This is a genomic window from Pseudomonas sp. JV241A (genome assembly GCF_900275665.1).
GTDB classification, from domain to species: domain Bacteria; phylum Pseudomonadota; class Gammaproteobacteria; order Pseudomonadales; family Pseudomonadaceae; genus Aquipseudomonas; species Aquipseudomonas wadenswilerensis.
The window spans coordinates 272,245-294,831 of the sequence record NZ_OPYO01000037.1; the positions used below are offsets into that span (position 1 = coordinate 272,245).

Consider the following 22,587-nt stretch of genomic DNA (forward strand, 5'->3'; position numbering starts at 1 on the left):
CAGCCCATCGCTGGCAAAGCCAGCTCCCACAGTTCAGTGTTTGCAGTTCCATTGTGGGAGCCGGCCTTGCCGGCGATGGGCCGCAAAGCGGCCCCGATTTAGAACCTAACGCCCAACCCGAAAGCGATCCACTTCCTGCCGCAACTGCCCCGCCAATCCCTCAAGCTCACGCGCCGTAGCCGCCAGGTTCGTCGCTACCTCGCGCTGCTCACTGTTGGCCAGGGCAATGCTCTGCAGGTTACGGCTGAGCACATTCGCCGTGCTGCTCTGCTCCTGGGTTGCCGTGGTGATGGCGGCAAACTGTTCCCCCGCCGAACGGCTGCGTTCATCAATCTGCGCCAGCGCCGCGGCAACCTTGGCATTGCGCTCCAACCCTTCCTGCATCAGGCGGTTGCCCTGCTCCATGGTGCTGATGGCGTTGCCGGTTTCCTGCTGGATGCTGCCGATCATGGTCGAGATTTCATCGGTAGCCTGACGGGTACGCGAGGCCAGATTGCGCACCTCGTCCGCGACCACGGCAAAGCCCCGCCCCTGTTCACCGGCCCGCGCCGCTTCAATGGCAGCGTTCAAGGCCAGCAGGTTGGTCTGCTCGGCAATCGAGGTGATCACCCCGACGATGCCGCCAATTTCCTGGGAGCGCAGGCCGAGGGTGTCGATCACTTCGGCGGTGCCGGCCAGTGCGCTGGCGATCTGCTCAAGGGACGACGACGCCTGGTCCATCGAGGTGCGGCCAATGCGGGTTTGCTGGACGTTGTCCTGGGCCATGCGCTCGGTGCTGCCCATGTTGTCGGCAATGTTCATCGAAGTGGCGCTGAACTGCTCGACGGCACCGGCCATGCTGGTGATTTCGCCGGACTGCTGCTCCATCCCCTCACAGGCACCGGAGGACATTCCCGACAATGCCTGGGCACGGCTGCTGACCTGCTCTGCCGCTGCGCGAATGTGCTCGACCATGCTCGCCAGCGCTTCGCCCATCTGGTTGAAACTGTGCGCCAGCTGGCCGATTTCATCGTTGCTCGATACCCGCAGACGCGCCTGCAGGTCACCGCCACCCAGGGCTTGCGCTTGCTGCAGCAGATCACCCAGCGGGCGCAGACGGCGGCGTAACAGCCACAGGGTCGCAGCAACGGCCAGCAGCATCGCCAACAGGCTGCCGATGGCCAGGCGGGTACCGACGCTCCAGGTTACCGCGCGGATTTCCGCCTTCGGCATGCTCGCCACCACCGTCCAGGGCCCGCCTGCAAACGGCACGGCAACGCTGAACAGCTCTTCGACACCGTCATGCCAGAAACGCCCTTCGCCCGCGGTGAACCCGGCAAGTGCCTGTGCCGCCTGGCTATCCGGGCGCACACCTGCTGGCGGCACCAGCCAGTGCTGCTTGTCGTCGAGCAGGGCCAGTGAGCCGGTCTGGCCGATGCGAAAGCGCCCGAGGTTGGCGAACTGGGCCTTTTGCGCATCGGTGTAGTCGAAGCCGACGAACAGCACCGCAATCACCCGCCCGCTGCTGTCACGCACCGGGGTGTACTGGGTCATGTAATCGCGCTCGAACAGGTTCGCCCGGCCAACATAGGCCTGACCGGCCAGCAAGCGGGCGTAGGCCGGATGCTGGCGGTCGAGCAGCGTGCCGATGGCGCGGCTGCCGTCCTGCTTGGTCAGCGAGGTGCTGATACGGACAAAGTCTTCACCGCTGCGCACGAACAAGGTGGCGACGCCCGCGGTCATCTGGCGGAAATCATCCACCTGGCGAAAGTCGTTGTTGAGCAGTTGATCACCCAGGTACAGCGCGGGTGTGGTAACCCCCGCAACCGTCACCGACTCCCCGGAATGCAACTGCAAACCGGCGGCAAAGCGCTTCTCGAACAAGCCGCTCAGGCGCTGAGTGCTTTCGCGCAGAGTGCTGTGAAAGGTATCGAGCTGATCGGCGAGCAGTCGCGCTTCGCTGGCCAGGTGTTCCTGGCGGGTAATCAGGTTGGCGTTGTCCAGCGAACGCAGGGCAAACAGGGTGCTACCGGTAATCACCACGGCCAGCACGATGGCGAGGGCGATACCGAGTTGCGAGGCAATCCGGGCACGGGGTTGAGACATGGAAGCTCCTGGCAAGAGGGGCCGGGATCGTCCTGATCACGCTGACCGTCCGCATCAATACGGGAAGCGAGCCATCTAGACGTGGCTCTGATGCCTCTGCTTCGGCGGCGCGCGGCAATACTTGAGTGTGCAACAGGGTTATCCCGCGCAAACGTTCAACTGCTTCCGATAGACGCTGATGGCCCCAGTATTTCCACCTTGGGCAAGTCCATGGAGTCTGCTTCGCCTTGCAGGAAGTCACTCAAGCGTCGCAAGCGCTCGCCACCGGGGCGGGTTTTCGGCCAGACCAGGTAGTAATCCAGCCCACTGGCAACCGCCGTCGGCCATGGCAGGCTAAGCCGGGCCTGGGCGACATCCTCGGCCACCATCAACAAGTCCCCCATGGACACGCCGTAACCCCGGGCAGCGGCGATCATGCCCAGTTCCAGGGTATCGAACACCTGGCCACCCTTGAGCGAGACCTTGTCGGTGAGGTCCATGCGCGCCAGCCAGCTGCGCCAGTCGCGCTTGTCGGGGGTCGGATGAAGCAGCTCGACACCCGCCAGGCGCCGCTCATCCCAGGGCCCTTCCTTGAGCAGTTCCGGCGCGCCGACCGGTATCAGCAGCTCGGAAAACAGCCGCTTGACCTCCCAATCCGGCGGGAAGTGACCGTCACTCAGCAACACCGCGCAGTCGAAAGGCTCATGGTTGAAATCGACATGATCGACGTCCATCCAGGCGCTGGTCAGCTGTACTTCGTTGCCCGGCTGCAGGTGGCGAAAGCGGCTCAGGCGTGCCAGCAGCCAGCGCATGGTCAGGGTCGAAGGGGCTTTCATGCGCAGGATGTCGTCCTCGCTGCGCAGGGTGTTGCAAGCCCGCTCCAGTGCCGCAAAGCCTTCGCGCACTCCGGGCAGGAGCAAACGCGCCGCTTCGCTGAGTTGCAGGCTGCGGCCGTTGCGCACGAACAAACGGCAAGCGAAGTGCTCCTCAAGGGTGCGGATGTGCCGGCTGACCGCGCTCTGGGTGATTGATAACTCATCTGCGGCGCGGGTGAACGAACTGTGCCGGGCGGCCGCTTCGAAAGCCCGCAGTGCGTACAAGGGCGGTAAACGACGAGACATGAGGGACGGGCTCCGGGTTATCCACAGGCGATCGTCAGGATCATACTCCCATGAGTTTTAATCATGCCAAGCATCGCTATTATCCTTTTGTGGATAACCGTGCAAAGCCTCAAGCTTTCATGCTTTGAATCTATCGCGTAAGAAAAGGACGACTCCATGCAGGCTGCGCCTACCCATGAACTCAAGGCTTTGCTGCGCCTGGCCGGGCCGCTGATTGCCTCGCAGTTGGCGCACATGCTGATGGTACTCACCGACACCCTGATGATGGCCCGCATCAGCCCGCAAGCGCTGGCCGGTGGTGGTCTGGGGGCGGCGAGTTATTCGTTCGTGTCGATCTTTTGCCTGGGTGTGATCGCCGCGGTCGGCACCCTGGTGGCGATTCGCAAGGGTGCCGGTGACATCGCCGGCGCCACCCGCCTGACCCAGGCCGGGTTGTGGCTGGCCTGGGTCATGGCCCTGGTGGCAGCACTGGCGCTGTGGAACCTGGAGCCGGTGCTGCTACTGCTCGGCCAGAGCCCCAACAATGTCGAGGCCGCCGCGCAGTTCCTGTTGTTGCTGCCCTTCGCCCTGCCCGGCTACCTGAGCTTCATGGCCCTGCGCGGCTTTACCAGCGCCATCGGCCGTTCGACGCCGGTGATGGTTATCAGCCTGGTCGGCACAGTGGCCAACTTCCTGCTCAATTACGCCTTGATCGAGGGCATGTTCGGCCTGCCGAAACTGGGCCTGGTGGGCATCGGCCTGGTGACCGCGATCGTTGCCAACTGCATGGCCGTGGCCATGGCGTTGTATATCCGCTGGCACCCGGCCTACGCGCCCTACCCGATTCGCCAGGGCCTGAGCCGCCCGTCGTGGCCAGCCCTGCGCGAGCTGTGGCGCCTGGGCTTGCCGATTGGCGGCACCTACACCGTCGAGGTCGGCCTGTTCGCCTTCGCCGCACTGTGCATGGGCGTGCTCGGCAGCACCGAGCTTGCCGCGCACCAGATCGCCCTGCAGATCGTCTCGACCGCGTTCATGATTCCGGCGGGCCTGTCGTATGCCGTAACCATGCGTGTAGGGCTCTATTACGGTGCCGATAACCTCTTGGGTGCCCGACACGCTGGCCGGGTTGGGATCGGTTTTGGCGCGGCGATGATGCTGATGTTCGCCATCCTCTTCTGGCTGCTGCCAGACCCGCTGGTGGGGCTGTTCCTCGACCACGGTGACCCGGCCTTTGCCGACATCATCCAGCTGGCCGTGAGCCTGCTGATGGTCGCCGCCTGGTTCGAGCTGTTCGATGGTGTGCAGACGATTGCCATGGGCTCGATCCGCGGGCTCAAGGATGCCAAGACCACCTTCCTGGTCGGGCTGTTCTGTTACTGGGTGATCGGTGCGCCGGCGGCCTGGTTGCTGGCGTTCAACCTCGGCCTGGGTGCGGTGGGCGTGTGGTGGGGGCTGGCGCTGGGCCTGGCGTGTGCGGCGGTGAGCCTGACTTGGGCATTTGAATGGCGAATGAAGCGCTTGCTGGGCAGTGCCGGTGGGGTGAACAAGGTGACTGCTTCGGTGGTTTGAAGGCCCTGTGGGAGCTGGACTTGCCAGCGATGGGCTGCAAAGCAGCCCCAGAATCTACAAAGCCACCGACTGCTGCGCCGGACCACGCAGCAGATACTCCATCAACTCATCCATCGGCAACGGCCGGCTGATCAGAAACCCCTGCACCTGGTCACAATCAAAACTGCGCAACAGGTCCATCTGCTCCGGGGTTTCCACACCCTCGGCCACCACCTCGAGGTTGAGGTTGTGCGCCAGGTTGATCATCGCGTGCACCAGCTTGCGGTTTTCTTCGCGCTGCTCCATGCCGCCGACAAAGCTGCGATCGACCTTGAGCAAGGTGATCGGCAAGCTGTTCAGGTGCACGAACGACGAGAAGCCGGTACCGAAGTCATCCAGGGAAAAGCGCACACCCAGGCGCCCGAGCGCATCCATGGTCTGCTTGACCAGGTCGTTGCGCCGCATCACCGCGGTTTCGGTCAGCTCGAACTCCAGCCAGCGGGCATCGACGCCGTGCTCGATGATCAGCCGGCTCAGGGTCGCCAACAGCTGGCTGTCCTGGAACTGGCGGAACGACAGGTTCACCGCCATGTGCAAGGGCGCCAGCCCTTGTTCGCGCAGCGCCTGCATGTCGCGCAGGGCACGGGAAATCACCCAGTAGCCCAGGGGCACGATCAGCCCGCTCTGCTCGGCCAGGGGCACGAACTCGCTGGGCGGCAGCAGCCCGCGTTCGGCATGGCGCCAGCGCACCAGGGCTTCGAGGCCGACGATGCGCCCGTCGGCCAGGTTCAGCCGCGGCTGGTAGTGCAGTTCCAGCTCGTCACGACGCAGCGCCCGGCGCAGTTCGCTTTCCAGGTCGGCAAGGCTGCGGGCGTTGCGGTTGATGCGTTCGTTGAAGACGTGGAAGGTACAGCCCTGGGTGCTCTTGGCCTGCTGCATGGCGATGTGCGCATGCCACATCAGCGGGTCGGCGCCACCCTGGGCGCGGGCGTGGGCGACGCCCAGGCTGCAGCCTAGCAGCAGGCTTTCGCCGTCGATCCAGTAGGGTTCGGCCAGGGCTTCGGTGATGCGTTCGGCCATCCATTCGGCGCGCTGCGGCTCGCGGCGAGTATCGATCAACAGGGCGAATTCGTCGCTGCCCAGGCGCGCGACCTGGTCACCGGCTTCGAGCTGGCTTTTCAGCCGGCCCACCACTTGCAGGATCAGCCGGTCGCCGGCCTGATGACCAAGGGCATCGTTGGCATGGCGAAAGTTGTCGAGGTCCAGATGACCGAGGGCGACACCGCGCCCTTCGCTGTCAGCCAGGCGCGCTGCCAACAGGGTCTGAAAGCCCTGGCGGTTGGCGATGCCGGTCAGCGGGTCCTGCTCGGCCAAACGCTGCAAGGTCGCTTCGAGGACGCCGCGCTCGCGGACATGGCGCAGGCTGCGGCGCAGGATATTGCTGGTCAGTTGGTCGCGGATCAGCCAGTCGCTGACCCCCGGCGGCGGCACCTGCGGCTCGTGCTCGAGCAGCAGAACCATCGGCAATATGCAGCGCCCGGGCGCCGGTTGCAGTGGCGGGGTCGCCAGCACCAGCGCATTGCGGTCGTTGGCAAACAGGGTGTCGACTGCCTCCCAGTTCGGAGCGGTCAGCAATACCGCCTGGCCCGCCATCGGCAGCAGACACTCGCGCAAGACAGTGGCCCATTCCGGCTCATCGGCCAGCAGGAGCAAACGCAAGGGTTCGACGGGCGTAGACAAGCTGGCTCCTTAGGACGTAGGCGCAGTCAAATGACGATGGGCAGCGAGAATGCGTATCCTAAACCATTAATGAAAATGATTTTCACTTAAAGTCATGCCATTCCATTGCCGACATCCCGCAGGTTTCGCCACGCATCCTGCGGGAAAGTATCAAATGCGGCAAATTTAGATCGCGTGGTACGTCACACTGTCAGACGGTCGCGGCAGAAACTTTCTACCCCTGCTAAAATGTCCGGCTATTTTTCTAGCGTCCCCGGTTTTCGTCATGTCCCGACTCAACCCCCGGCAACAAGAAGCCGTGAACTACGTCGGCGGCCCTCTTTTGGTGCTCGCCGGTGCTGGCTCCGGCAAAACCAGCGTGATCACCCGCAAGATCGCGCACCTGATCCAGAACTGCGGCATCCGTGCCCAGTACATCGTGGCCATGACCTTCACCAACAAGGCCGCGCGGGAGATGAAGGAGCGGGTCGGCACCCTGCTGCGCAAGGGCGAAGGCCGCGGCCTGACCGTGTCGACCTTCCACAATCTGGGCCTGAACATCATCCGCAAGGAGCATGAACGGCTGGGCTTCAAACCGGGCTTCTCGATTTTCGACGAGACCGACGTCAAAGCCCTGATGACCGACATCATGCAGAAGGAATACTCGGGCGACGACGGCGTCGACGAGATCAAGAACATGATCGGCGCCTGGAAGAACGACCTGATCCTGCCGCCCGAAGCCCTGGAAAAGGCCCGCAACCCCAAGGAGCAGACCGCCGCGGTGGTCTATGCGCACTACCAGCGCACCCTGCGGGCATTCAACGCGGTAGACTTCGACGACCTGATCCTGCTGCCGGTCAAGCTGTTCCAGGACAACCCCGATGTCCTGGAGAAGTGGCAGAACAAGGTACGTTACCTGCTGGTCGACGAATACCAGGACACCAACGCCAGCCAGTACTTGCTGGTGAAGATGCTGATCGGCACGCGCAACCAGTTCACCGTGGTCGGCGACGACGACCAGTCGATCTACGCCTGGCGCGGTGCGCGGCCCGAGAACCTGATGCTGCTCAAGGACGACTACCCGTCGCTGAAAGTGGTGATGCTCGAGCAGAACTACCGCTCCACCAGCCGCATCCTGCGTTGTGCCAACGTACTCATCTCGAACAACCCGCATGCCTTCGAAAAGCAGCTGTGGAGCGAGATGGGCCACGGCGACGAGATCCGCGTGATCCGCTGCAAGAACGAGGAAGCCGAGGCCGAACGGGTGGCCATGGAAATCCTCAGCCTGCACCTGCGCACCGACCGGCCCTACAGCGACTTCGCCATTCTTTACCGGGGCAACTACCAGGCCAAGCTGATCGAGCTGAAGCTGCAGCACCACCAGGTGCCGTATCGCCTGTCGGGCGGCAACAGCTTCTTCGGACGCCAGGAAGTCAAAGACCTGATGGCCTACTTCCGCCTGCTGGTAAACCCGGACGACGATAACGCCTACCTGCGGGTGATCAACGTGCCGCGCCGGGAAATCGGCTCGACCACCCTGGAAAAACTTGGCAACTACGCCACCGAGCGCAAGGTTTCGATGTACGCCGCCAGCGAGGAGCTGGGCCTCGGCGAACACCTGGACAGCCGCTACACCGACCGCCTGCAGCGCTTCAAACGCTGGATGGACAAGGTCCGCGAGCAGGTCGCCCTGGAAGATCCGATCGCTGCCCTGCGCAGCATGATCATGGACATCGACTACGAGAACTGGATTCGCACCAACAGCTCCAGCGACAAGGCCGCGGACTTTCGCATGGGCAACGTCTGGTTCCTGATCGAGGCGTTGAAAAACACCCTCGAGAAAGACGAAGACGGTGGCATGACCATCGAGGAAGCCATCGGCAAGCTGGTGCTGCGCGACATGCTCGAACGCCAGCAGGAAGAGGAAGACGGCGCCGAAGGTGTGCAGATGATGACCCTGCACGCTTCCAAGGGCCTGGAATTCCCCTACGTGTTCATCATGGGCATGGAAGAGGAAATCCTACCGCACCGTTCCAGCATCGAAGCCGACACCATCGAAGAAGAACGGCGCCTGGCCTACGTCGGGATTACCCGCGCACGTCAGACCCTGGCCTTCACCTTTGCCGCCAAGCGCAAGCAGTACGGCGAGATCATCGATTGTTCGCCGAGCCGCTTCCTGGACGAGCTGCCCGACGACGACCTGGCCTGGGAGGGCCTGGACGACGCGCCGACCGAAGTGAAGGCCGCTCGTGGCAACAATGCACTGGCCGATATCCGTGCCATGCTCAAACGTTAGATAATCAACCTTTGCTGCGGCGTATTGCCGTGGCCACTCTTGCTACATCGAGGAAATACCACAGTGGAAGCACTGCACCAGAAGATTCGCGAAGAAGGCATCGTGCTTTCCGATCAGGTTCTCAAAGTCGATGCGTTTCTCAACCATCAGATCGACCCTGCGCTGATGCAACTGATTGGCGACGAGTTCGCCCGTCTGTTCGCCGACTCGGGCATCACCAAGATCGTCACCATCGAAGCCTCGGGCATTGCTCCAGCGGTGATGACCGGCCTGAAACTGGGCGTTCCGGTGATTTTCGCGCGCAAGCACCAGTCGCTGACCCTGACCGAAAACCTGCTGGTGGCTTCGGTGTATTCCTTCACCAAGCAGACTGAAAACACCGTGGCGATCTCCCCGCGCCACCTCAACAGCAGCGACCGCGTGCTGGTGATCGACGACTTCCTGGCCAACGGCAAAGCCTCCCAGGCGCTGATCTCGATCATCAAGCAAGCCGGTGCCACCGTTGCCGGTTTGGGTATCGTCATCGAGAAGTCGTTCCAGGGCGGCCGTGCCGAGCTGGACAGCCAGGGCTACCGCGTTGAATCGCTGGCTCGGGTGAAGTCGCTGGAAGGTGGCGTGGTTACTTTCATCGAGTAATTTGCGCTGGCCTCATCGCTGGCAAACCAGCTCCCACAGGTACTGCATACCGCGGACCTTGTGGGAGCTGGCTTGCCAGCGATAGCGTCCTCAACGGAACGCTGTTGCCTGCAACCCCGCCAGCAACAAGCGCTGATACAAGTCCTCCTTCAGCCCCTGCGGCTGCGCCAGTCCCATCCGCGTCAACTGCCCGGGAAACGCCTCGGGTGCCGGTGCATCCAGCGCCGCCTTGCCCAGCTCAAGCACCTCGCTCAGTTTGAACTTGCTCTTGAGCCAGTTCAGCGCCCGCAACAAATCACGCTCCTCAGCCGTGAAGTCACTGCCCAGCGGATACTCGGGGAACAACCGTGCGTGCCTTTCGCGCAGCGCCTGCAAACGCTGCGGGGTGTTCTCGGTGAAGCGCTGATCCAGGCAAAAATCCTTCGGCAACTTGCCGGCCTTCTGCGCCCGTTCGATCAGCTCGGGCTGAAAGCGCGTGTCGCTGATCGCCAGCAACCGTGCAATCACCTCGGCGTCAGTTTGCCCACGCAGGTCGGCGATGCCGTACTCGGTGACGACGATGTCGCGCAGGTGCCGGGGAATGGTGCAGTGACCGTATTCCCAGACCAGATTGGAGCTGACCTCCCCGCCCGCTTCACGCCAGCTGCGCAGCAGCAGGATCGAGCGCGCGCCTTCAAGTGCATGGCCCTGGGCAACGAAGTTGTACTGCCCACCTACCCCGCTGAGCACCCGGCCGTCTTCCAGCTGATCGGCCACCCCGGCGCCCATCAAGGTCATGGTGAACACCGTGTTGATAAAGCGCGCATCCCGGCGCTGCAGGCGCTTGAGCGACTCCTGGCCATACAGCTCGTTGATGTAGCTGATGGCGCTCATGGCAAAGCGTTTGCGCTGGCTTAAAGGCATTTCCCGCAAGCGCTGGTAAAAGGCCTGAGGGCCAAGAAAGAAGCCGCCATGCACCAACACGCCCTGGTCATCCAGCTCGCCATTGTTGGCCGCCTGCTGGCGTGCCTCTTCAGGATAAACCGGGCGGCGGATGATCCCCGCTTCGACCAGTGCCAGCAGGCCGTTGACGAACATTTCGCTACAGCCATACAGGCCGTGGGTAAAGGGCTCGATGCCGCCTTCGCGTGCGATCAGGGTATGCCAGGGCGTGAGGTCAATATCAGCCAGCAACGCACTGTAGGCCTCGCTGTCAGCCTGCCGCGCCAGCAGCCCGGCGGTCAGCGCATCGCCCATGGCGCCAATGCCGATCTGCAGGGTGCCGCCATCGCGCACCAGGGTACTGGCATGCAGGCCGATGAAATGGTCCTGGGTGGTGACCGGCATGTTCGGCGTGGAGAACAACCGGGTGCTTTCCGCGCTGTCGATCAGCAGGTCGAAGTCATCTCGGGGCAGCTCCGAGGCGCCCGGCATGTACGGCAGTTCGGTATGCACCTGGCCGAGCACCAGGATGGTTTCACCGGCCGCGCGGCGGCGGGCGATCATTGGCAACAGGTCGAGGGTGATGTCCGGGTTGCAACTCAGGCTCAGCTGGCCGGGATGCGCCGGGTCTTCGGCGACCAGCTGCGCCACCAGGTTCAAGCCCTTGGCATTGATATCGCGGGCGGCGTGGCTGTAGTTGCTGCTGACGTAGTCCTGCTGGGCCATGGCGCTGTGCAGCAGGCTGCCGGGCTGCATGAAGAACTGCTCGACACGGATGTTCGCCGGCAACTGGTTGCGGCGCAGGTCGTGCAGGTAGTCCAGTTCGAGGTAGTCGGCGAACACACGCTCGATGAAGGGCTCAAGAAAGCGCCGTTGCAAGCCGTCACCAAGGTCCGGGCGGCCGAGACTCAAGGCGGTGTAGATCGTCAGTTGCCGCTCGGGCAACTGGCGGATCCGCGCATACAGGGCATTGACGAAGCGGTTGGGCTTGCCCAGCCCCAGCGGCAGGCCCATGTGGATATGCGCGGGCAGGCGTGCCAGCACCTGGTCCACGGCAGTGTCGATCGAACAGCTGTACGCCATCTCGGCCTCCTGTGGCATTCCTTGACCACTTTGGACCGAGCATGCCGCCAGAATGCTGCGCTGACCAGCGCTAAAACGCACAAAGCCCGCACGTGGCGGGCTTTGCTGGGCAAGCGCTGGGCTTACAGGCCGGACATCTTCTTGATGGCGCCCATCAGGTCGTCATCCGAGCAGTCGGCGCAGGTGCCTTTTGGCGGCATGGCGTTGATGCCGGTGATGGCCTTGGCGAGGATGCCGTCCAGACCACCCTGATGGTCAGAGCGCTCTTTCCAGGCGGCGGTATCGCCGATTTTCGGTGCGCCGAGCAGGCCGCTGCCATGGCAAGCATTGCAATGCTTGGCGATGATTTCATCCGGGGTCTTGGCACCGCCGCCAGCAGCAGCTGCCGCGACTTCCATACCCTTGCATTCCTGACCCTGTACACACACCTGGCCAACCGGTTCCAGTCGCTTGGCGATGTCGTCGTTGGTCGCAGCTTGTGCGCTGACTGCCCAAAGGGCCAATACGGCAGCTGGTACGGCCAGCATTTTCTTGATTAGATTCACGCGTACACCCTCATGGTGGCTAGTCACGCCCGCGGCCACGGTTTCGCAGGCGGCGCAAGTATAACGGGAACCCTGCCTCACCGAAACAACCCTAGTGTCCAAAGGGTCTTAGCCGCGACAATCCGCCGCGCAATGCCCACTAGAAGTTGGCCGGAGTCGCCGCGCTGATCAGCCGGGCCGGCTCATCGTAAGGATTGCGGAAACGGTGCGGCTTGGTACTTTCAAAATAGTAGCTGTCGCCCGCTTCGAGGATGAAAGTTTCCAGGCCCACCACCAGTTCAAGGCGGCCTTCGAGGAGGATGCCGGTCTCTTCGCCATCATGGGTGAGCATTTCTTCGCCAGTATCGGCACCCGGCGGATAGACCTCGTTGAGAAAGGCAATAGCCCGGCTCGGGTGCGCCTTGCCGACCAGTTTCATGGTCACCGCACCGTCCGAAATGTCGATCAGTTCGTGGGCTTTATAGACGATCTGGGTAGGGTTTTCCGGTTGCAGCTCTTCGGAAAAGAACTCGACCATGGACATTGGAATACCGCTCAGCACCTTGCGCAGCGAGCTGATTGAAGGGCTGACGCTGTTCTTCTCGATCATCGAGATGGTGCTGTTGGTGACGCCCGCACGTTTGGCGAGTTCACGCTGTGACAGGCCCTTGAGCTTGCGAATGGCTTGCAGTCGTTCACCGACGTCCAATGCTGGAGCCCTCCTAAACGAACGAGTGGGGTCGAAATTGAACGTTATCATCGCAACAGCGTTCAGTATTTACAACACTTCGACCCGCAGCCTGTCCGCTTTGGCGCCTTAATCGCCGCTGTAGTCCAGCGGTACGCGCTTGAGGTTGCAGAAAATCTGGTAAGGGATGTTGCCAGCATGCATGGCCACTTCGCTGGCCAGCACGTTTTTGCCCCACAGCTCCACCGGGCTGCCGAGGCCCGCTTCCGGCACGTCGGTCAGGTCAATGCAGAGCATGTCCATCGACACCCGGCCGATCAGCTGGGTGCGTTTGCCGGCCACCAGCACCGGTGTACCGTTTGGCGCCTGGCGCGGGTAGCCATCGGCGTAACCCATGGCCACCACGCCAACCCGGGTCGGCCGCGGGCTGATGAACTTGGCGCCATAACCGACAGGCTCGCCAGCCGGCAGCTCACGCACACTGATCACCCGCGATTGCACGGTCATTACCGGCTGCAGGCGCGCAGCTTCTGCCTGAGGCACTTCGAAGGGCGTGGCGCCGTACAGCATCAGGCCCGGGCGCACCCAGTCGCTGGGCATATTCGGCCAACCGAGCACGGCCGGCGAGTTGCGCAGGCTGACCTCGGCGCTCAGGCCCTGGCGCGCGGCCTGGAATACCGCCAGTTGTTCGTTGCTGGCGTCGCTGTCGAGTTCATCGGCACGGGCGAAGTGGCTCATCAGCACGATACGCGCAACCTTGCCGCTGGCCAGCAGGCGCTGGTACGCGGCCTGATAGTCCTTGGCGTGCAGGCCGACCCGGTGCATGCCCGAGTCGAGTTTGAGCCAGACGGTGATCGGCTTGCTCAGGTGCGCCTGTTCGATCGCCTCCAGCTGCCACAGCGAATGCACGACACACCACAGGTCATGCTGGGCGATCAGTTGCAGTTCGCTGGCTTCGAAAAAGCCTTCAAGCAGCAGCACCGGCGGCTTGATCCCGGCTGCGCGCAGCTCCAGCGCCTCTTCGATGCAGGCCACGGCAAAACCATCGGCTTGCTGCTCCAGGGCCAGGGCACAACGCACGGCACCGTGACCATAGGCATCGGCCTTGATCACGGCCAGGGCTTTGGCTCCGGTCAGTTCGCGGGCAAGTTGATAGTTGTGACGCAGGGCTTGAAGATCGATCAGGGCACGGGCAGGACGCATGACGGCAGCCTTCTGGGCAGTCTGGTTAGAAGTAAAAAACCCGGTGCCCGAAGGCAGCTGGTCGGCCGCCGGCGGCACCGGGTGAGGGATCGGGTGTTACGGCAGTGCGGCGACCACCGACAGCTCGATGAGGATTTCCGGTTCGCACAGCTTGGCTTCAACGGTGGCGCGGGCCGGCGCGACGCCTTTTGGCAGCCACTTGTCCCACACCGCGTTCATGCCCTGAAAGTGCGCGTCGATGTCCTTGAGGTAGATGGTCACCGAGAGCAGGCGGCTCTTGTCGGTGCCGGCCAGGTCCAGCAGGCGCTCGATGTTGGCCAGGGTCTCGCGGGTTTGCTGCTCGATCCCGGCGTTCATGTCGTCACCCACCTGACCCGCCAGGTAGACGGTGCCGTTGTGGGTGACGATCTGGCTCATGCGCTCATTGGTGAGCTGGCGCTGGACTGACATGTTTGGCAGGCTCCTGGTGTTTTCCGTAGCGAGAGATATCGAGGCCTTCGGCGCTGATTTGCGGCTTCTTGCGCGCAATCAGGTCGGCCAGCAGGCGACCGGAACCGCAAGCCATGGTCCAGCCCAACGTACCGTGCCCCGTGTTGAGGAACAGGTTGCGGAACGGCGTGGCGCCAACGATCGGCGTACCGTCCGGAGTGGTCGGGCGCAGGCCGGTCCAGAAACTGGCCTGGCTCAGGTCGCCGCCACGAGGATAAAGGTCGTTGACGATCATCTCCAGGGTTTCGCGCCGACGCGGGTTCAGCGACAGGTCAAAACCGGCGATTTCAGCCATGCCGCCAACGCGGATGCGGTTGTCGAAACGGGTGATCGCGACCTTGTAGGTTTCGTCGAGAATAGTCGAGGTCGGGGCCATGGCCGGGTCGGTGATCGGCACGGTCAGCGAGTAACCCTTGAGCGGGTAGACCGGGGCCTTGATGCCCAGCGGCTTGAGCAGCTGCGGCGAATAGCTGCCCAGGGCCAGCACGTAGCGGTCGGAGGTTTCCAGCTTGCCGTCGATCCACACACCATTGATGCGGTCACCGGCGTAGTCCAGGCGCTGAATGTCCTGGCCAAAGCGGAACTCGACGCCGAGCTTGATCGCCATTTCCGCCAGGCGGGTGGTAAACAGCTGGCAGTCGCCGGTCTGGTCGTTGGGCAGGCGCAGGGCACCGGCGAGGATGTCAGTAACGTTGGCCAGGGCCGGTTCGACGCGGGCGATGCCTGCGCGGTCGAGTACTTCGTACGGCACACCGGACTGCTCGAGGACGGCGATGTCCTTGGCGGCGTTGTCCAGCTGTGCCTGGGTGCGGAACAGCTGCGTGGTACCCAGGGTACGGCCTTCGTAGGCAATCCCTGTTTCAGCGCGCAGCTCGTCGAGGCAGTCACGGCTGTACTCGGACAGGCGCACCATGCGCTCCTTGTTCACCGCATAACGGCTGGCGGTGCAGTTGCGCAGCATTTGCGCCATCCACAGGTATTGGTCAATGTCGGCAGTGGCCTTGATGGCCAGGGGCGCGTGGCGTTCAAGCAGCCACTTGATGGCCTTGAGCGGCACACCCGGGGCAGCCCAGGGCGAAGCGTAACCAGGCGAGACCTGGCCGGCGTTGGCAAAACTGGTTTCCATGGCGACTGCCGGTTGACGGTCGACCACGACGACTTCGAACCCTTGCCGTGCCAGATAGTAGGCACTGGCGGTTCCGATCACACCGCTACCAAGCACCAGAACTCGCATGTTTATTACCCTCGACGCAGCGTACCGCTGACATTTGTTGTTAATGGCATAGATGGGCGCAGTATAGGAAGGTATGACCAGTGCTTTTCACTATATAAAAGCCTATATTTGGCGAGAATTCTCGGCAAGGTTGGCTTTTACGGAGGGGCATCCACTATGAGAACCCAGCACCAAAGCAAACGTGAACTGGACAAGATCGACCGCAATATCCTGCGCATCCTGCAGGCAGATGGGCGTATCTCGTTTACTGAACTGGGCGAAAAGGTCGGCCTGTCGACGACCCCCTGCACCGAGCGGGTCCGGCGCCTGGAGCGCGAAGGGATCATCATGGGCTACAACGCCCGGCTCAACCCGCAGCATTTGAAGGGCAGCCTGCTGGTGTTCGTCGAAATCAGCCTCGACTACAAGTCGGGCGACACCTTCGAGGAATTCCGACGTGCCGTGCTGAAGTTGCCACATGTGCTCGAGTGCCACCTGGTCTCGGGCGATTTCGATTACCTGGTCAAGGCACGGATTTCCGAGATGGCCTCCTACCGCAAGCTGCTCGGCGACATCCTGCTCAAGCTGCCGCATGTGCGCGAGTCGAAGAGCTATATCGTCATGGAAGAGGTGAAGGAAAGCCTCAACCTGCCGATTCCGGACTGAGGCTCAGACCAGCACCTGCCGGGTGCTGGCGATGTACTGGTGCACCAGCTTCTCGGCCTGCGGCTCGATCATCTCGGCCGGGGCGCGGCCATTGGGGCATGGCAGCTTTGGGGTAGTGCCGAACAAGCGGCAGATCAGCGGCCGTTCTTCGTACACGGTGCAGCCGTTGGGGCCCAGGTGCACGCAGTTCAGTTCCGCCAGTGCGGCTTCCTGCTCGGCGGCGCTCTTGCGCGGCAGGCGGGCCATTTCTTCGCTGGAGGTGGTCACCGGCCCACAGCAGTCGTGGCATCCGGGCACGCATTCGAATGACGGGATCTGCTCACGCAGGAAGCGGATCTTGTGGCTGTTGCAACTCATGGCGGCCTGCGGCAAAGAAGTGTGGCGCACTATTTTGCCCTACGGTTGCCCGCCCCTGAAAGCGCAGCTTATCCTGCGTAAAATTTTCCAAACACTCAGAACCAGGACAATGCCATGAACGCCGGCGTTCAGCAGCCCGCCTCGCACACCGCTTCCTACTACGCTGCCAGCAGCGTCCCACAGGCGGATTACCCACAGCTGCAGGGCGAACTGAGTTGTGACGTCTGCGTGGTCGGCGGCGGTTTTTCCGGGCTGAACACGGCAATCGAACTGGCCGAACGCGGCCTCAATGTGATCCTGCTGGAGGCGCGCAAGATCGGTTGGGGCGCCAGCGGGCGCAATGGCGGCCAGCTGATTCGCGGAGTCGGCCATGGCCTTGAGCAATTCACCCCGATCCTTGGCAGCGACGGCGTGCGAGAGCTCAAGCTGATGGGCCTGGAAGCGGTAGATATTGTCCGCGAGCGAATCGAGCGCCACGCCATCGACTGCGACCTGGCCTGGGGCTACTGCGACCTGGCCAACAAACCCCGTGACCTGCAGGGTTTCGCCGAGGACGCCGAAGAGCTGCGCAGTTTGGGTTACCGCCATGAGCTACGCCTGGTGCAGCCGGAGCAGATGCACAGCGTAGTCGGCTCGGACCGCTACGTTGGTGGCCTGATCGACATGGGCTCGGGACATCTGCATCCGCTTAACCTGGCCCTGGGCGAAGCGGTCGTCGCCAGCAAGCTGGGCGTGCGTCTGTTCGAGCAGTCGGCGGTGACACGGATCGACTATGGCTCGCAAGTGCGGGTGCACACCGCCAACGGGACCGTCCATGCCAGCACCCTGGTGCTGGGTTGCAACGCCTACCTGAACGACCTGAATGCCGAGCTTGGCGGCAAGGTGCTGCCCGCCGGCAGCTATATCATCGCCACCGAACCCCTGAGCGAGGCCCAGGCCAGCCAGTTGCTGCCGCAAAACATGGCCGTCTGCGACCAGCGCGTGGCCCTGGACTATTACCGTCTGTCCGCCGATCGCCGGCTGCTGTTCGGCGGCGCCTGCCACTATTCCGGGCGTGATCCGCAGGATATCGCCGCCTATATGCGACCGAAGATGCTCAAGGTGTTCCCACAGCTCGCCGATGTACGTATCGACTATCAATGGGGCGGGATGATCGGCATCGGTGCCAATCGCCTGCCGCAGATCGGCCGCCTGCCCGACCAGCCCAACGTGTACTTCGCCCAGGCCTACTCCGGCCATGGCCTCAATGCCACGCACCTGGCCGGCAGGCTGCTCGGCGAAGCCATCAGCGGCCAGCACAGCGGGCGCTTCGACCTGTTCGCCCGGGTACCGCACATCACCTTCCCGGGCGGCAAGCACCTGCGCTCGCCGCTACTGGCCCTGGGCATGCTCTGGCACCGACTGAAAGAGCTGACCTAAGAGCGCCAGAAGGGTTTCAACCCTTCCTCGCGGGCCTGCTCACGGGTCAGACCGACATCGCGCAACTGTGCGGCGTCCAGCTCCAGCAGCGCCCTGCGGGTATGCCAGCGATGAACCATCAGGCCCCAGCGGTTGAGGCCGGCGGGCGTACTGGATAACCGGGTGCGCTGCTCGCGGCTCAGTTCTTCGGCATACAGTTTCAGGCGCACATCGCTCATGCCGCTCATTGCTTGTTACCTCCAGGGTGTGTGAACCGTGGAGCAAGCATGCGCGTCGGTGCAAAACCATTACAGATCCAAAGCCTGACTATTATTTCCATACAGAATTGGCAGATTTCCTACTGAATGCTGTATTTTTTCCCCATCTGTATTGGTCAGTTGCTGTAGCCGCCCTCCGGAGTATGCCATGACGCTGTACGTCAACCTCGCCGAGTTGCTCGGCGCCCGCATCGAACAAGGCCTGTACCGTCCCGGCGATCGCTTGCCTTCGGTGCGCGCCCTGAGCCTCGAGCATGGTGTCAGCCTGAGCACCGTCCAGCAGGCCTATCGCCTGCTGGAAGACAACGGCCTGGCCGCGCCCCGGCCGAAATCCGGTTACTTCGTGCCCAACAATCGCAGCCTGCCTGCCCTCCCCGATGTCAGTCGGCCGGCACAACGCCCGGTGGATATTTCCCAATGGGAGCAGGTCATCGAGCTGATTCGCAGCGTGCCGAGCAAGGACGTGGTGCAGTTGGGCCGTGGCATGCCCGACATCGACAGCCCGACCCTCAAGCCGCTGCTGCGCAGCCTGGCCCAGCTCAGCAGGCGTCAGGACATGCCCGGCCTGTACTACGACACCATCTCCGGCACCCAGGCCCTGCGCGAGCAGATCGCCCGGCTGATGCTCGATTCCGGCTGTACCGTGAGCCCGGCGGACCTGGTGGTCACCACCGGCTGCCACGAAGCGCTGTCGAGCAGCATCCGTGCGGTGTGCCAGCCCGGTGATATCGTCGCGGTGGATTCGCCCAGCTTTCATGGCGCCATGCAGACCCTCAAGGGCCTGGGCATGAAGGCCCTGGAAATCCCCACCGACCCGCTCACCGGGATCAGTCTCGAAGCCCTGGAACTGGCCATGGAGCAATGGCCGATCAAGCTCATCCAGATCACCCCGAACTGCAACAACCCGCTCGGCTACATCATGCCCGAGGCGCGCAAGAAGGCTTTGCTGACCCTGGCGCAACGCTTCGACGTGGCGATCCTCGAAGACGATGTGTATGGCGACCTGGCCTACACCTATCCCAGGCCACGGACCATCAAGTCGTTCGACGAGGACGGTCGGGTGCTGCTGTGCAGCTCGTTCTCCAAAACCCTGGCGCCAGGCCTGCGTATTGGCTGGGTAGCCCCCGGGCGTTACCTGGAGCGGGTGCTGCACATGAAGTACATCAGCACCGGATGCACCGCCACGCAGCCACAACTGGCCATCGCCGACTTCATCGAAGGCGGACACTACCAGCCGCACCTGCGGCGCATGCGCAGCCAGTACCAGCGCGGGCGCGACCAGATGAGCGACTGGGTCACCCGCTACTTTCCACCGGGCACCCGCGCCAGCCGGCCTCAGGGCGGCTTCATGCTCTGGGTGGAGCTGCCGGAAAGTTTCGACACATTGCGCCTGAACCGGGCTTTACTTGGGCAAGGGGTGCAGATTGCCGTCGGCAGTATTTTCTCGGCCTCGGGCAAGTACCGTAACTGCCTGCGGATGAACTTCGCCGCACGCCCCAGCGCCGAGATCGAAGCGGCGGTGCGCAAGGTCGGCGAGACCGCCATTCGTCTACTGGCCCAAGAGCACAGCAACGGGTAACTTTCCGCCGCCGCTCGCGGTCCATATCCATATGCTTCAGTTGTAACAGGACGAATTTTCTTGAAAAGCCAGCGGGTGCTGCCCCTACTGCTGTCGCTGCTGCTCGGCCTGGGCGGCTGTGCCAGCGTCAGCCAGCCACGGGAAATCAGCCAGGTCCTGCCGGCCAGCGAGTCGTCGTTCGGCCGCTCAGTACAGCGCCAGGCCTCGGCCTATGACGGACGCTCGGGGTTTCGCCTGCTGCCCAACAGCAATGAAGCCTTCCGCGCCCGCGCCGAACTGATCCGCAACGCCCGGTCGAGCATCGACCTGCAGTATTACATCGTCCACGACGGCCTGAGCACCCGCGCCCTGGTGCATGAACTGCTGCAAGCCGCCGACCGCGGCGTACGGGTGCGCATCCTGCTCGATGACACCACCAGTGACGGCCTCGACGAACTGATGGGCACCCTGGCCGCGCATCCGAACATCCACATCCGCGTGTTCAACCCGTTACACCTGGGCCGCAGCACCGGCGTGACCCGGGCCATGGGCCGACTGTTCAACCTGTCGCTGCAGCATCGGCGCATGCACAACAAGCTGTGGCTGGTGGACAACAGCATGGCCATCGTCGGCGGGCGCAACCTGGGAGATGAGTATTTCGATGCCGAACCCAACCTGAACTTCACCGACATCGACTTGCTCGGCGTCGGCCCGGTGGCCGAGCAATTGGGGCACAGCTTCGATCAATACTGGAACAGCGCCTTGAGCAAGCCCATTGGCGACTTCCTGCTCACCCAACCGGACGCTCGCGACTTGCGCGAAAGCCGTCAGCGCCTGGAGGCCTCACTGGCTGAAGCACGGATCAAGCGCCAGGCACTCTATGACCGGCTGATGGCCTACCAGACCCGGCCGCGCCTGGATGTGTGGCGCAACGAGCTGATCTGGGCCCATAACCAGGCGCTCTGGGACGCGCCGAGCAAGGTCCTGGCCCGCGATGAGCCCGACCCGCAGTTGTTGATGTCTCAGCAACTGGCGCCCGACCTGAACAATGTCCAGCACGAACTGATCCTGATCTCGGCCTACTTCGTGCCCCGCGAGTCCGGCCTGCTCTACCTGACCAGCCATGCCGACAAAGGCGTTTCGGTGAAGTTGCTGACCAACTCGCTGGAAGCCACCGATGTACCGGCGGTGCACGGCGGCTACGCCCCCTATCGCAAGGCACTGCTCGAGCACGGCGTGCATCTGTATGAACTGCGCCGCCAGCCGGGCGATCCGAGCGCAAGCCGCAGTGTCAATTTGCGCGGCAGCTCCGACTCCAGCCTGCACAGCAAGGCGATCGTCTTCGATCGCAAGAAGACCTTCATCGGTTCGTTCAACTTCGACCCGCGCTCGGTGCTGTGGAACACCGAAGTCGGCGTGCTGGTCGACAGCCCGGAGCTGGCCGAGTACACCCGCGAACTGGCTGCCCAAGGCATGGCCCCGGCCCTCAGCTACCAGCCGCAACTGGTCGATGGCCAGCTGGTCTGGGTGACCGAAGACAACCACCGCCTGCACACCCTGACCACCGAGCCCGGCGGCGTCTGGCGGCGCTTCAACGCCTGGATCAGCAAGGCCGTGGGCCTGGAGAAGATGCTCTAGACCGGGGCCGGCTCGAAAGCATTGGGCCGCCGCGCAAGCAGCACCAGGCCAAACGCGCCCAAAGCCATGAACAGCGGCAGCGCATGCCCACTGACCCACTGGCTGCCCGCCCCTGCCGCCAGCGGCCCGATCAGGCAACCGATGCCCCACAGCTGCGCAACGTGGGCATTGGCGCGAACCAGCGCGTCGTCGCGATAACGCTCGCCAATCAGCACCAGCGACAAGGTGAACAGGCCGCCAGCACTGGCGCCGAACAGCACCCACAGCGGCCAGATCAGCGGCGTTTGCAGCAGCAGCGGAATCGCCAGGCTTGAAGCCAGCAGGGTCAATGCGCAACCACTGAACAGCGTGCGCCGCGACATGCGGTCGGCCAACGCGCCAATCGGCAACTGCAGCAGCGCATCACCGACCACTACAGTGCTGACCATGAACAGGGCGATTTCGGTGGTGAAACCCTGCTGCAGGCAGTAGACCGGCAGCAAGGTCAGAATCATGGCCTCGAAGGCAGCAAACAAAGCAATGGCCCAGGCGATCACTGGCAAGCGCCGACAGAAGCCGAACAGGTCCGCGAAGGTCACACTGCAGGATTCGGCACTGGGCGCGCCATCGCGACCGAGCAGTACCAGCGGCGCGGCAATCAGCAGGCCGGCACCGAGCCAGAAGCCCAGGTCATCTTCCGAACCCACGACGCCGAGCAACAGCGGCCCGGCCAACTGGCTCAGGGCATAGCTGCTGCCATACAGTGCCACCAGACGTCCGCGCCACTGTTCGACCACCAGCTGGTTGATCCAGCTTTCGCCAAGAATGAAGACGATGGTCAGGATCACCCCGATCAGCAAGCGCAGGGCCAGCCATAACGGATAACTGGGTAGCAGCGCCAGCAGGCCGATGGAAAACGCCCCGGCCCACAGGCACAGGCGCATCAGCCCCGGCGTGCCGAAGCGCGCAGCCAGACGGCTGGAAAGGCTGGCACCGACCAGCACGCCAATGGCCGGCATTGCCGCCATCACGCCGATAGCAAAGCTGCCGTAGCCCCAGCCCTCCAGGCGTAACGACACCAGCGGCATACTGACGCCCAAGGCCAGACCGACACTGAGCACGGCCGCCAGCACGGCGAAATAGGTTCCCCAACGCATCGGCGTCTTCCTTCCAAAAAAATCGCGGGGCAAGCCCGCTCCCACACTGTGGAAGAGGGCTTGCCCCGCGAC

The 22,587-nt window shown here is 63.2% G+C and carries 19 protein-coding genes; 7 read left to right on the forward strand and 12 right to left on the reverse strand.

Features of this window, described 5'->3' with window-relative positions; translation table 11 throughout:
* Positions 1 to 105 precede the first annotated feature (105 nt).
* Together JV241A_RS26045 and JV241A_RS26050 are read right to left on the reverse strand one after the other, a co-directional pair.
* Entirely contained in the window at positions 106 to 2,085 is a 1,980-nt protein-coding gene (locus JV241A_RS26045) for a methyl-accepting chemotaxis protein (RefSeq protein ID WP_134065192.1), read from the reverse strand.
* Positions 2,086 to 2,240: 155 nt separating this feature from the next.
* The gene (locus tag JV241A_RS26050) at positions 2,241 to 3,185 is read right to left on the reverse strand and encodes a LysR substrate-binding domain-containing protein (RefSeq protein WP_134065194.1); all 945 of its coding nucleotides are present in this window, start codon (positions 3,183 to 3,185) and stop codon (positions 2,241 to 2,243) included.
* Between the two features lie 156 nt (positions 3,186 to 3,341).
* On the opposite strand from JV241A_RS26050, the gene JV241A_RS26055 reads away from it, so the two are divergent.
* Complete coding sequence (locus tag JV241A_RS26055) at positions 3,342 to 4,733, forward strand: NorM family multidrug efflux MATE transporter (RefSeq protein ID WP_134065196.1); 1,392 nt, start codon at positions 3,342 to 3,344, stop codon at positions 4,731 to 4,733.
* A gap of 54 nt (positions 4,734 to 4,787) precedes the next feature.
* Here the strand turns inward: JV241A_RS26055 and JV241A_RS26060 are convergent, their stop codons facing one another.
* Positions 4,788 to 6,452 (reverse strand): bifunctional diguanylate cyclase/phosphodiesterase, encoded by a 1,665-nt coding sequence (locus JV241A_RS26060; protein WP_115084699.1) that lies wholly within the window; start codon positions 6,450 to 6,452, stop codon positions 4,788 to 4,790.
* A 265-nt stretch (positions 6,453 to 6,717) separates the two neighbouring features.
* Between JV241A_RS26060 and rep the strand changes: the two genes are divergently transcribed.
* Positions 6,718 to 8,727 carry a DNA helicase Rep gene (gene rep, locus JV241A_RS26065; protein WP_115084697.1) on the forward strand — a complete coding sequence of 670 codons (2,010 nt, stop codon included), beginning with the start codon at positions 6,718 to 6,720 and terminating at the stop codon, positions 8,725 to 8,727.
* A 63-nt stretch (positions 8,728 to 8,790) separates the two neighbouring features.
* The gene (locus JV241A_RS26070; protein ID WP_010225834.1) at positions 8,791 to 9,363 is read left to right on the forward strand and encodes a xanthine phosphoribosyltransferase; all 573 of its coding nucleotides are present in this window, start codon (positions 8,791 to 8,793) and stop codon (positions 9,361 to 9,363) included.
* A 90-nt stretch (positions 9,364 to 9,453) separates the two neighbouring features.
* Here JV241A_RS26070 and JV241A_RS26075 read toward each other — a convergent pair whose 3' ends face one another.
* The 6 genes from JV241A_RS26075 to dadA form a co-directional block, all read right to left on the reverse strand.
* A complete protein-coding gene (locus JV241A_RS26075; protein WP_134065198.1) occupies positions 9,454 to 11,367 on the reverse strand; it encodes an acetyl-CoA hydrolase/transferase C-terminal domain-containing protein in 1,914 nt (637 codons plus the stop codon).
* 122 nt (positions 11,368 to 11,489) lie between these two features.
* On the reverse strand, positions 11,490 to 11,912 hold the full coding sequence (locus JV241A_RS26080; protein WP_177414928.1) for a c-type cytochrome: 423 nt from the start codon (positions 11,910 to 11,912) through the stop codon (positions 11,490 to 11,492).
* Positions 11,913 to 12,051: 139 nt separating this feature from the next.
* Positions 12,052 to 12,600: a cupin domain-containing protein gene (locus tag JV241A_RS26085; RefSeq protein WP_010225839.1), complete on the reverse strand. Its 549-nt coding sequence runs from the start codon at positions 12,598 to 12,600 to the stop codon at positions 12,052 to 12,054.
* 108 nt (positions 12,601 to 12,708) lie between these two features.
* A complete protein-coding gene (alr, locus tag JV241A_RS26090; RefSeq protein WP_115084692.1) occupies positions 12,709 to 13,782 on the reverse strand; it encodes an alanine racemase in 1,074 nt (357 codons plus the stop codon).
* Positions 13,783 to 13,878: 96 nt separating this feature from the next.
* Positions 13,879 to 14,232: a RidA family protein gene (locus JV241A_RS26095; RefSeq protein WP_010225843.1), complete on the reverse strand. Its 354-nt coding sequence runs from the start codon at positions 14,230 to 14,232 to the stop codon at positions 13,879 to 13,881.
* The gene (gene dadA, locus JV241A_RS26100) at positions 14,204 to 15,505 is read right to left on the reverse strand and encodes a D-amino acid dehydrogenase (RefSeq protein WP_134065200.1); all 1,302 of its coding nucleotides are present in this window, start codon (positions 15,503 to 15,505) and stop codon (positions 14,204 to 14,206) included. Before dadA ends, JV241A_RS26095 begins: the two co-directional genes overlap by 29 nt.
* Before the next feature lie 156 nt (positions 15,506 to 15,661).
* On the opposite strand from dadA, the gene dadR reads away from it, so the two are divergent.
* A complete protein-coding gene (dadR, locus tag JV241A_RS26105; RefSeq protein WP_008366790.1) occupies positions 15,662 to 16,150 on the forward strand; it encodes a transcriptional regulator DadR in 489 nt (162 codons plus the stop codon).
* 3 nt (positions 16,151 to 16,153) lie between these two features.
* Here the strand turns inward: dadR and JV241A_RS26110 are convergent, their stop codons facing one another.
* Positions 16,154 to 16,507, reverse strand: coding sequence for a YkgJ family cysteine cluster protein (locus JV241A_RS26110; RefSeq protein WP_115084689.1), 354 nt, complete (start codon positions 16,505 to 16,507; stop codon positions 16,154 to 16,156).
* A 114-nt stretch (positions 16,508 to 16,621) separates the two neighbouring features.
* Between JV241A_RS26110 and JV241A_RS26115 the strand changes: the two genes are divergently transcribed.
* Entirely contained in the window at positions 16,622 to 17,926 is a 1,305-nt protein-coding gene (locus tag JV241A_RS26115; RefSeq protein ID WP_134065202.1) for an FAD-binding oxidoreductase, read from the forward strand.
* On the opposite strand, the gene JV241A_RS26120 is transcribed toward JV241A_RS26115, so the two are convergent.
* Positions 17,923 to 18,153, reverse strand: coding sequence for a DUF1127 domain-containing protein (locus JV241A_RS26120; RefSeq protein WP_115084686.1), 231 nt, complete (start codon positions 18,151 to 18,153; stop codon positions 17,923 to 17,925). The genes JV241A_RS26115 and JV241A_RS26120 overlap by 4 nt on opposite strands.
* 178 nt (positions 18,154 to 18,331) lie before the next feature.
* Here JV241A_RS26120 and JV241A_RS26125 point away from each other — a divergent pair, with 178 nt between their 5' ends.
* Together JV241A_RS26125 and JV241A_RS26130 are read left to right on the forward strand one after the other, a co-directional pair.
* The gene (locus tag JV241A_RS26125; RefSeq protein ID WP_134065204.1) at positions 18,332 to 19,762 is read left to right on the forward strand and encodes a PLP-dependent aminotransferase family protein; all 1,431 of its coding nucleotides are present in this window, start codon (positions 18,332 to 18,334) and stop codon (positions 19,760 to 19,762) included.
* Positions 19,763 to 19,822: 60 nt separating this feature from the next.
* Positions 19,823 to 21,379: a phospholipase D family protein gene (locus JV241A_RS26130; RefSeq protein ID WP_134065206.1), complete on the forward strand. Its 1,557-nt coding sequence runs from the start codon at positions 19,823 to 19,825 to the stop codon at positions 21,377 to 21,379.
* Here the strand turns inward: JV241A_RS26130 and JV241A_RS26135 are convergent.
* Positions 21,376 to 22,515 (reverse strand): MFS transporter, encoded by a 1,140-nt coding sequence (locus tag JV241A_RS26135; RefSeq protein WP_115084682.1) that lies wholly within the window; start codon positions 22,513 to 22,515, stop codon positions 21,376 to 21,378. The two genes, JV241A_RS26130 and JV241A_RS26135, sit on opposite strands and share 4 nt — an antisense overlap.
* Positions 22,516 to 22,587: the final 72 nt, after the last annotated feature.

Coding starts and splice junctions, on each gene's coding strand:
- JV241A_RS26045 (WP_134065192.1), bottom strand. CDS start 2,085: ATGTCTCAACCCCGTGCCCGGATTGCCTCGCAACTCGGTATCGCCCTC.
- JV241A_RS26050 (WP_134065194.1), bottom strand. CDS start 3,185: ATGTCTCGTCGTTTACCGCCCTTGTACGCACTGCGGGCTTTCGAAGCG.
- JV241A_RS26055 (WP_134065196.1), top strand. CDS start 3,342: ATGCAGGCTGCGCCTACCCATGAACTCAAGGCTTTGCTGCGCCTGGCC.
- rep (WP_115084697.1), top strand. CDS start 6,718: ATGTCCCGACTCAACCCCCGGCAACAAGAAGCCGTGAACTACGTCGGC.
- JV241A_RS26075 (WP_134065198.1), bottom strand. CDS start 11,367: ATGGCGTACAGCTGTTCGATCGACACTGCCGTGGACCAGGTGCTGGCA.
- alr (WP_115084692.1), bottom strand. CDS start 13,782: ATGCGTCCTGCCCGTGCCCTGATCGATCTTCAAGCCCTGCGTCACAAC.
- JV241A_RS26095 (WP_010225843.1), bottom strand. CDS start 14,232: ATGTCAGTCCAGCGCCAGCTCACCAATGAGCGCATGAGCCAGATCGTC.
- dadA (WP_134065200.1), bottom strand. CDS start 15,505: ATGCGAGTTCTGGTGCTTGGTAGCGGTGTGATCGGAACCGCCAGTGCC.
- dadR (WP_008366790.1), top strand. CDS start 15,662: ATGAGAACCCAGCACCAAAGCAAACGTGAACTGGACAAGATCGACCGC.
- JV241A_RS26110 (WP_115084689.1), bottom strand. CDS start 16,507: ATGAGTTGCAACAGCCACAAGATCCGCTTCCTGCGTGAGCAGATCCCG.
- JV241A_RS26115 (WP_134065202.1), top strand. CDS start 16,622: ATGAACGCCGGCGTTCAGCAGCCCGCCTCGCACACCGCTTCCTACTAC.
- JV241A_RS26120 (WP_115084686.1), bottom strand. CDS start 18,153: ATGAGCGGCATGAGCGATGTGCGCCTGAAACTGTATGCCGAAGAACTG.
- JV241A_RS26125 (WP_134065204.1), top strand. CDS start 18,332: ATGACGCTGTACGTCAACCTCGCCGAGTTGCTCGGCGCCCGCATCGAA.
- JV241A_RS26135 (WP_115084682.1), bottom strand. CDS start 22,515: ATGCGTTGGGGAACCTATTTCGCCGTGCTGGCGGCCGTGCTCAGTGTC.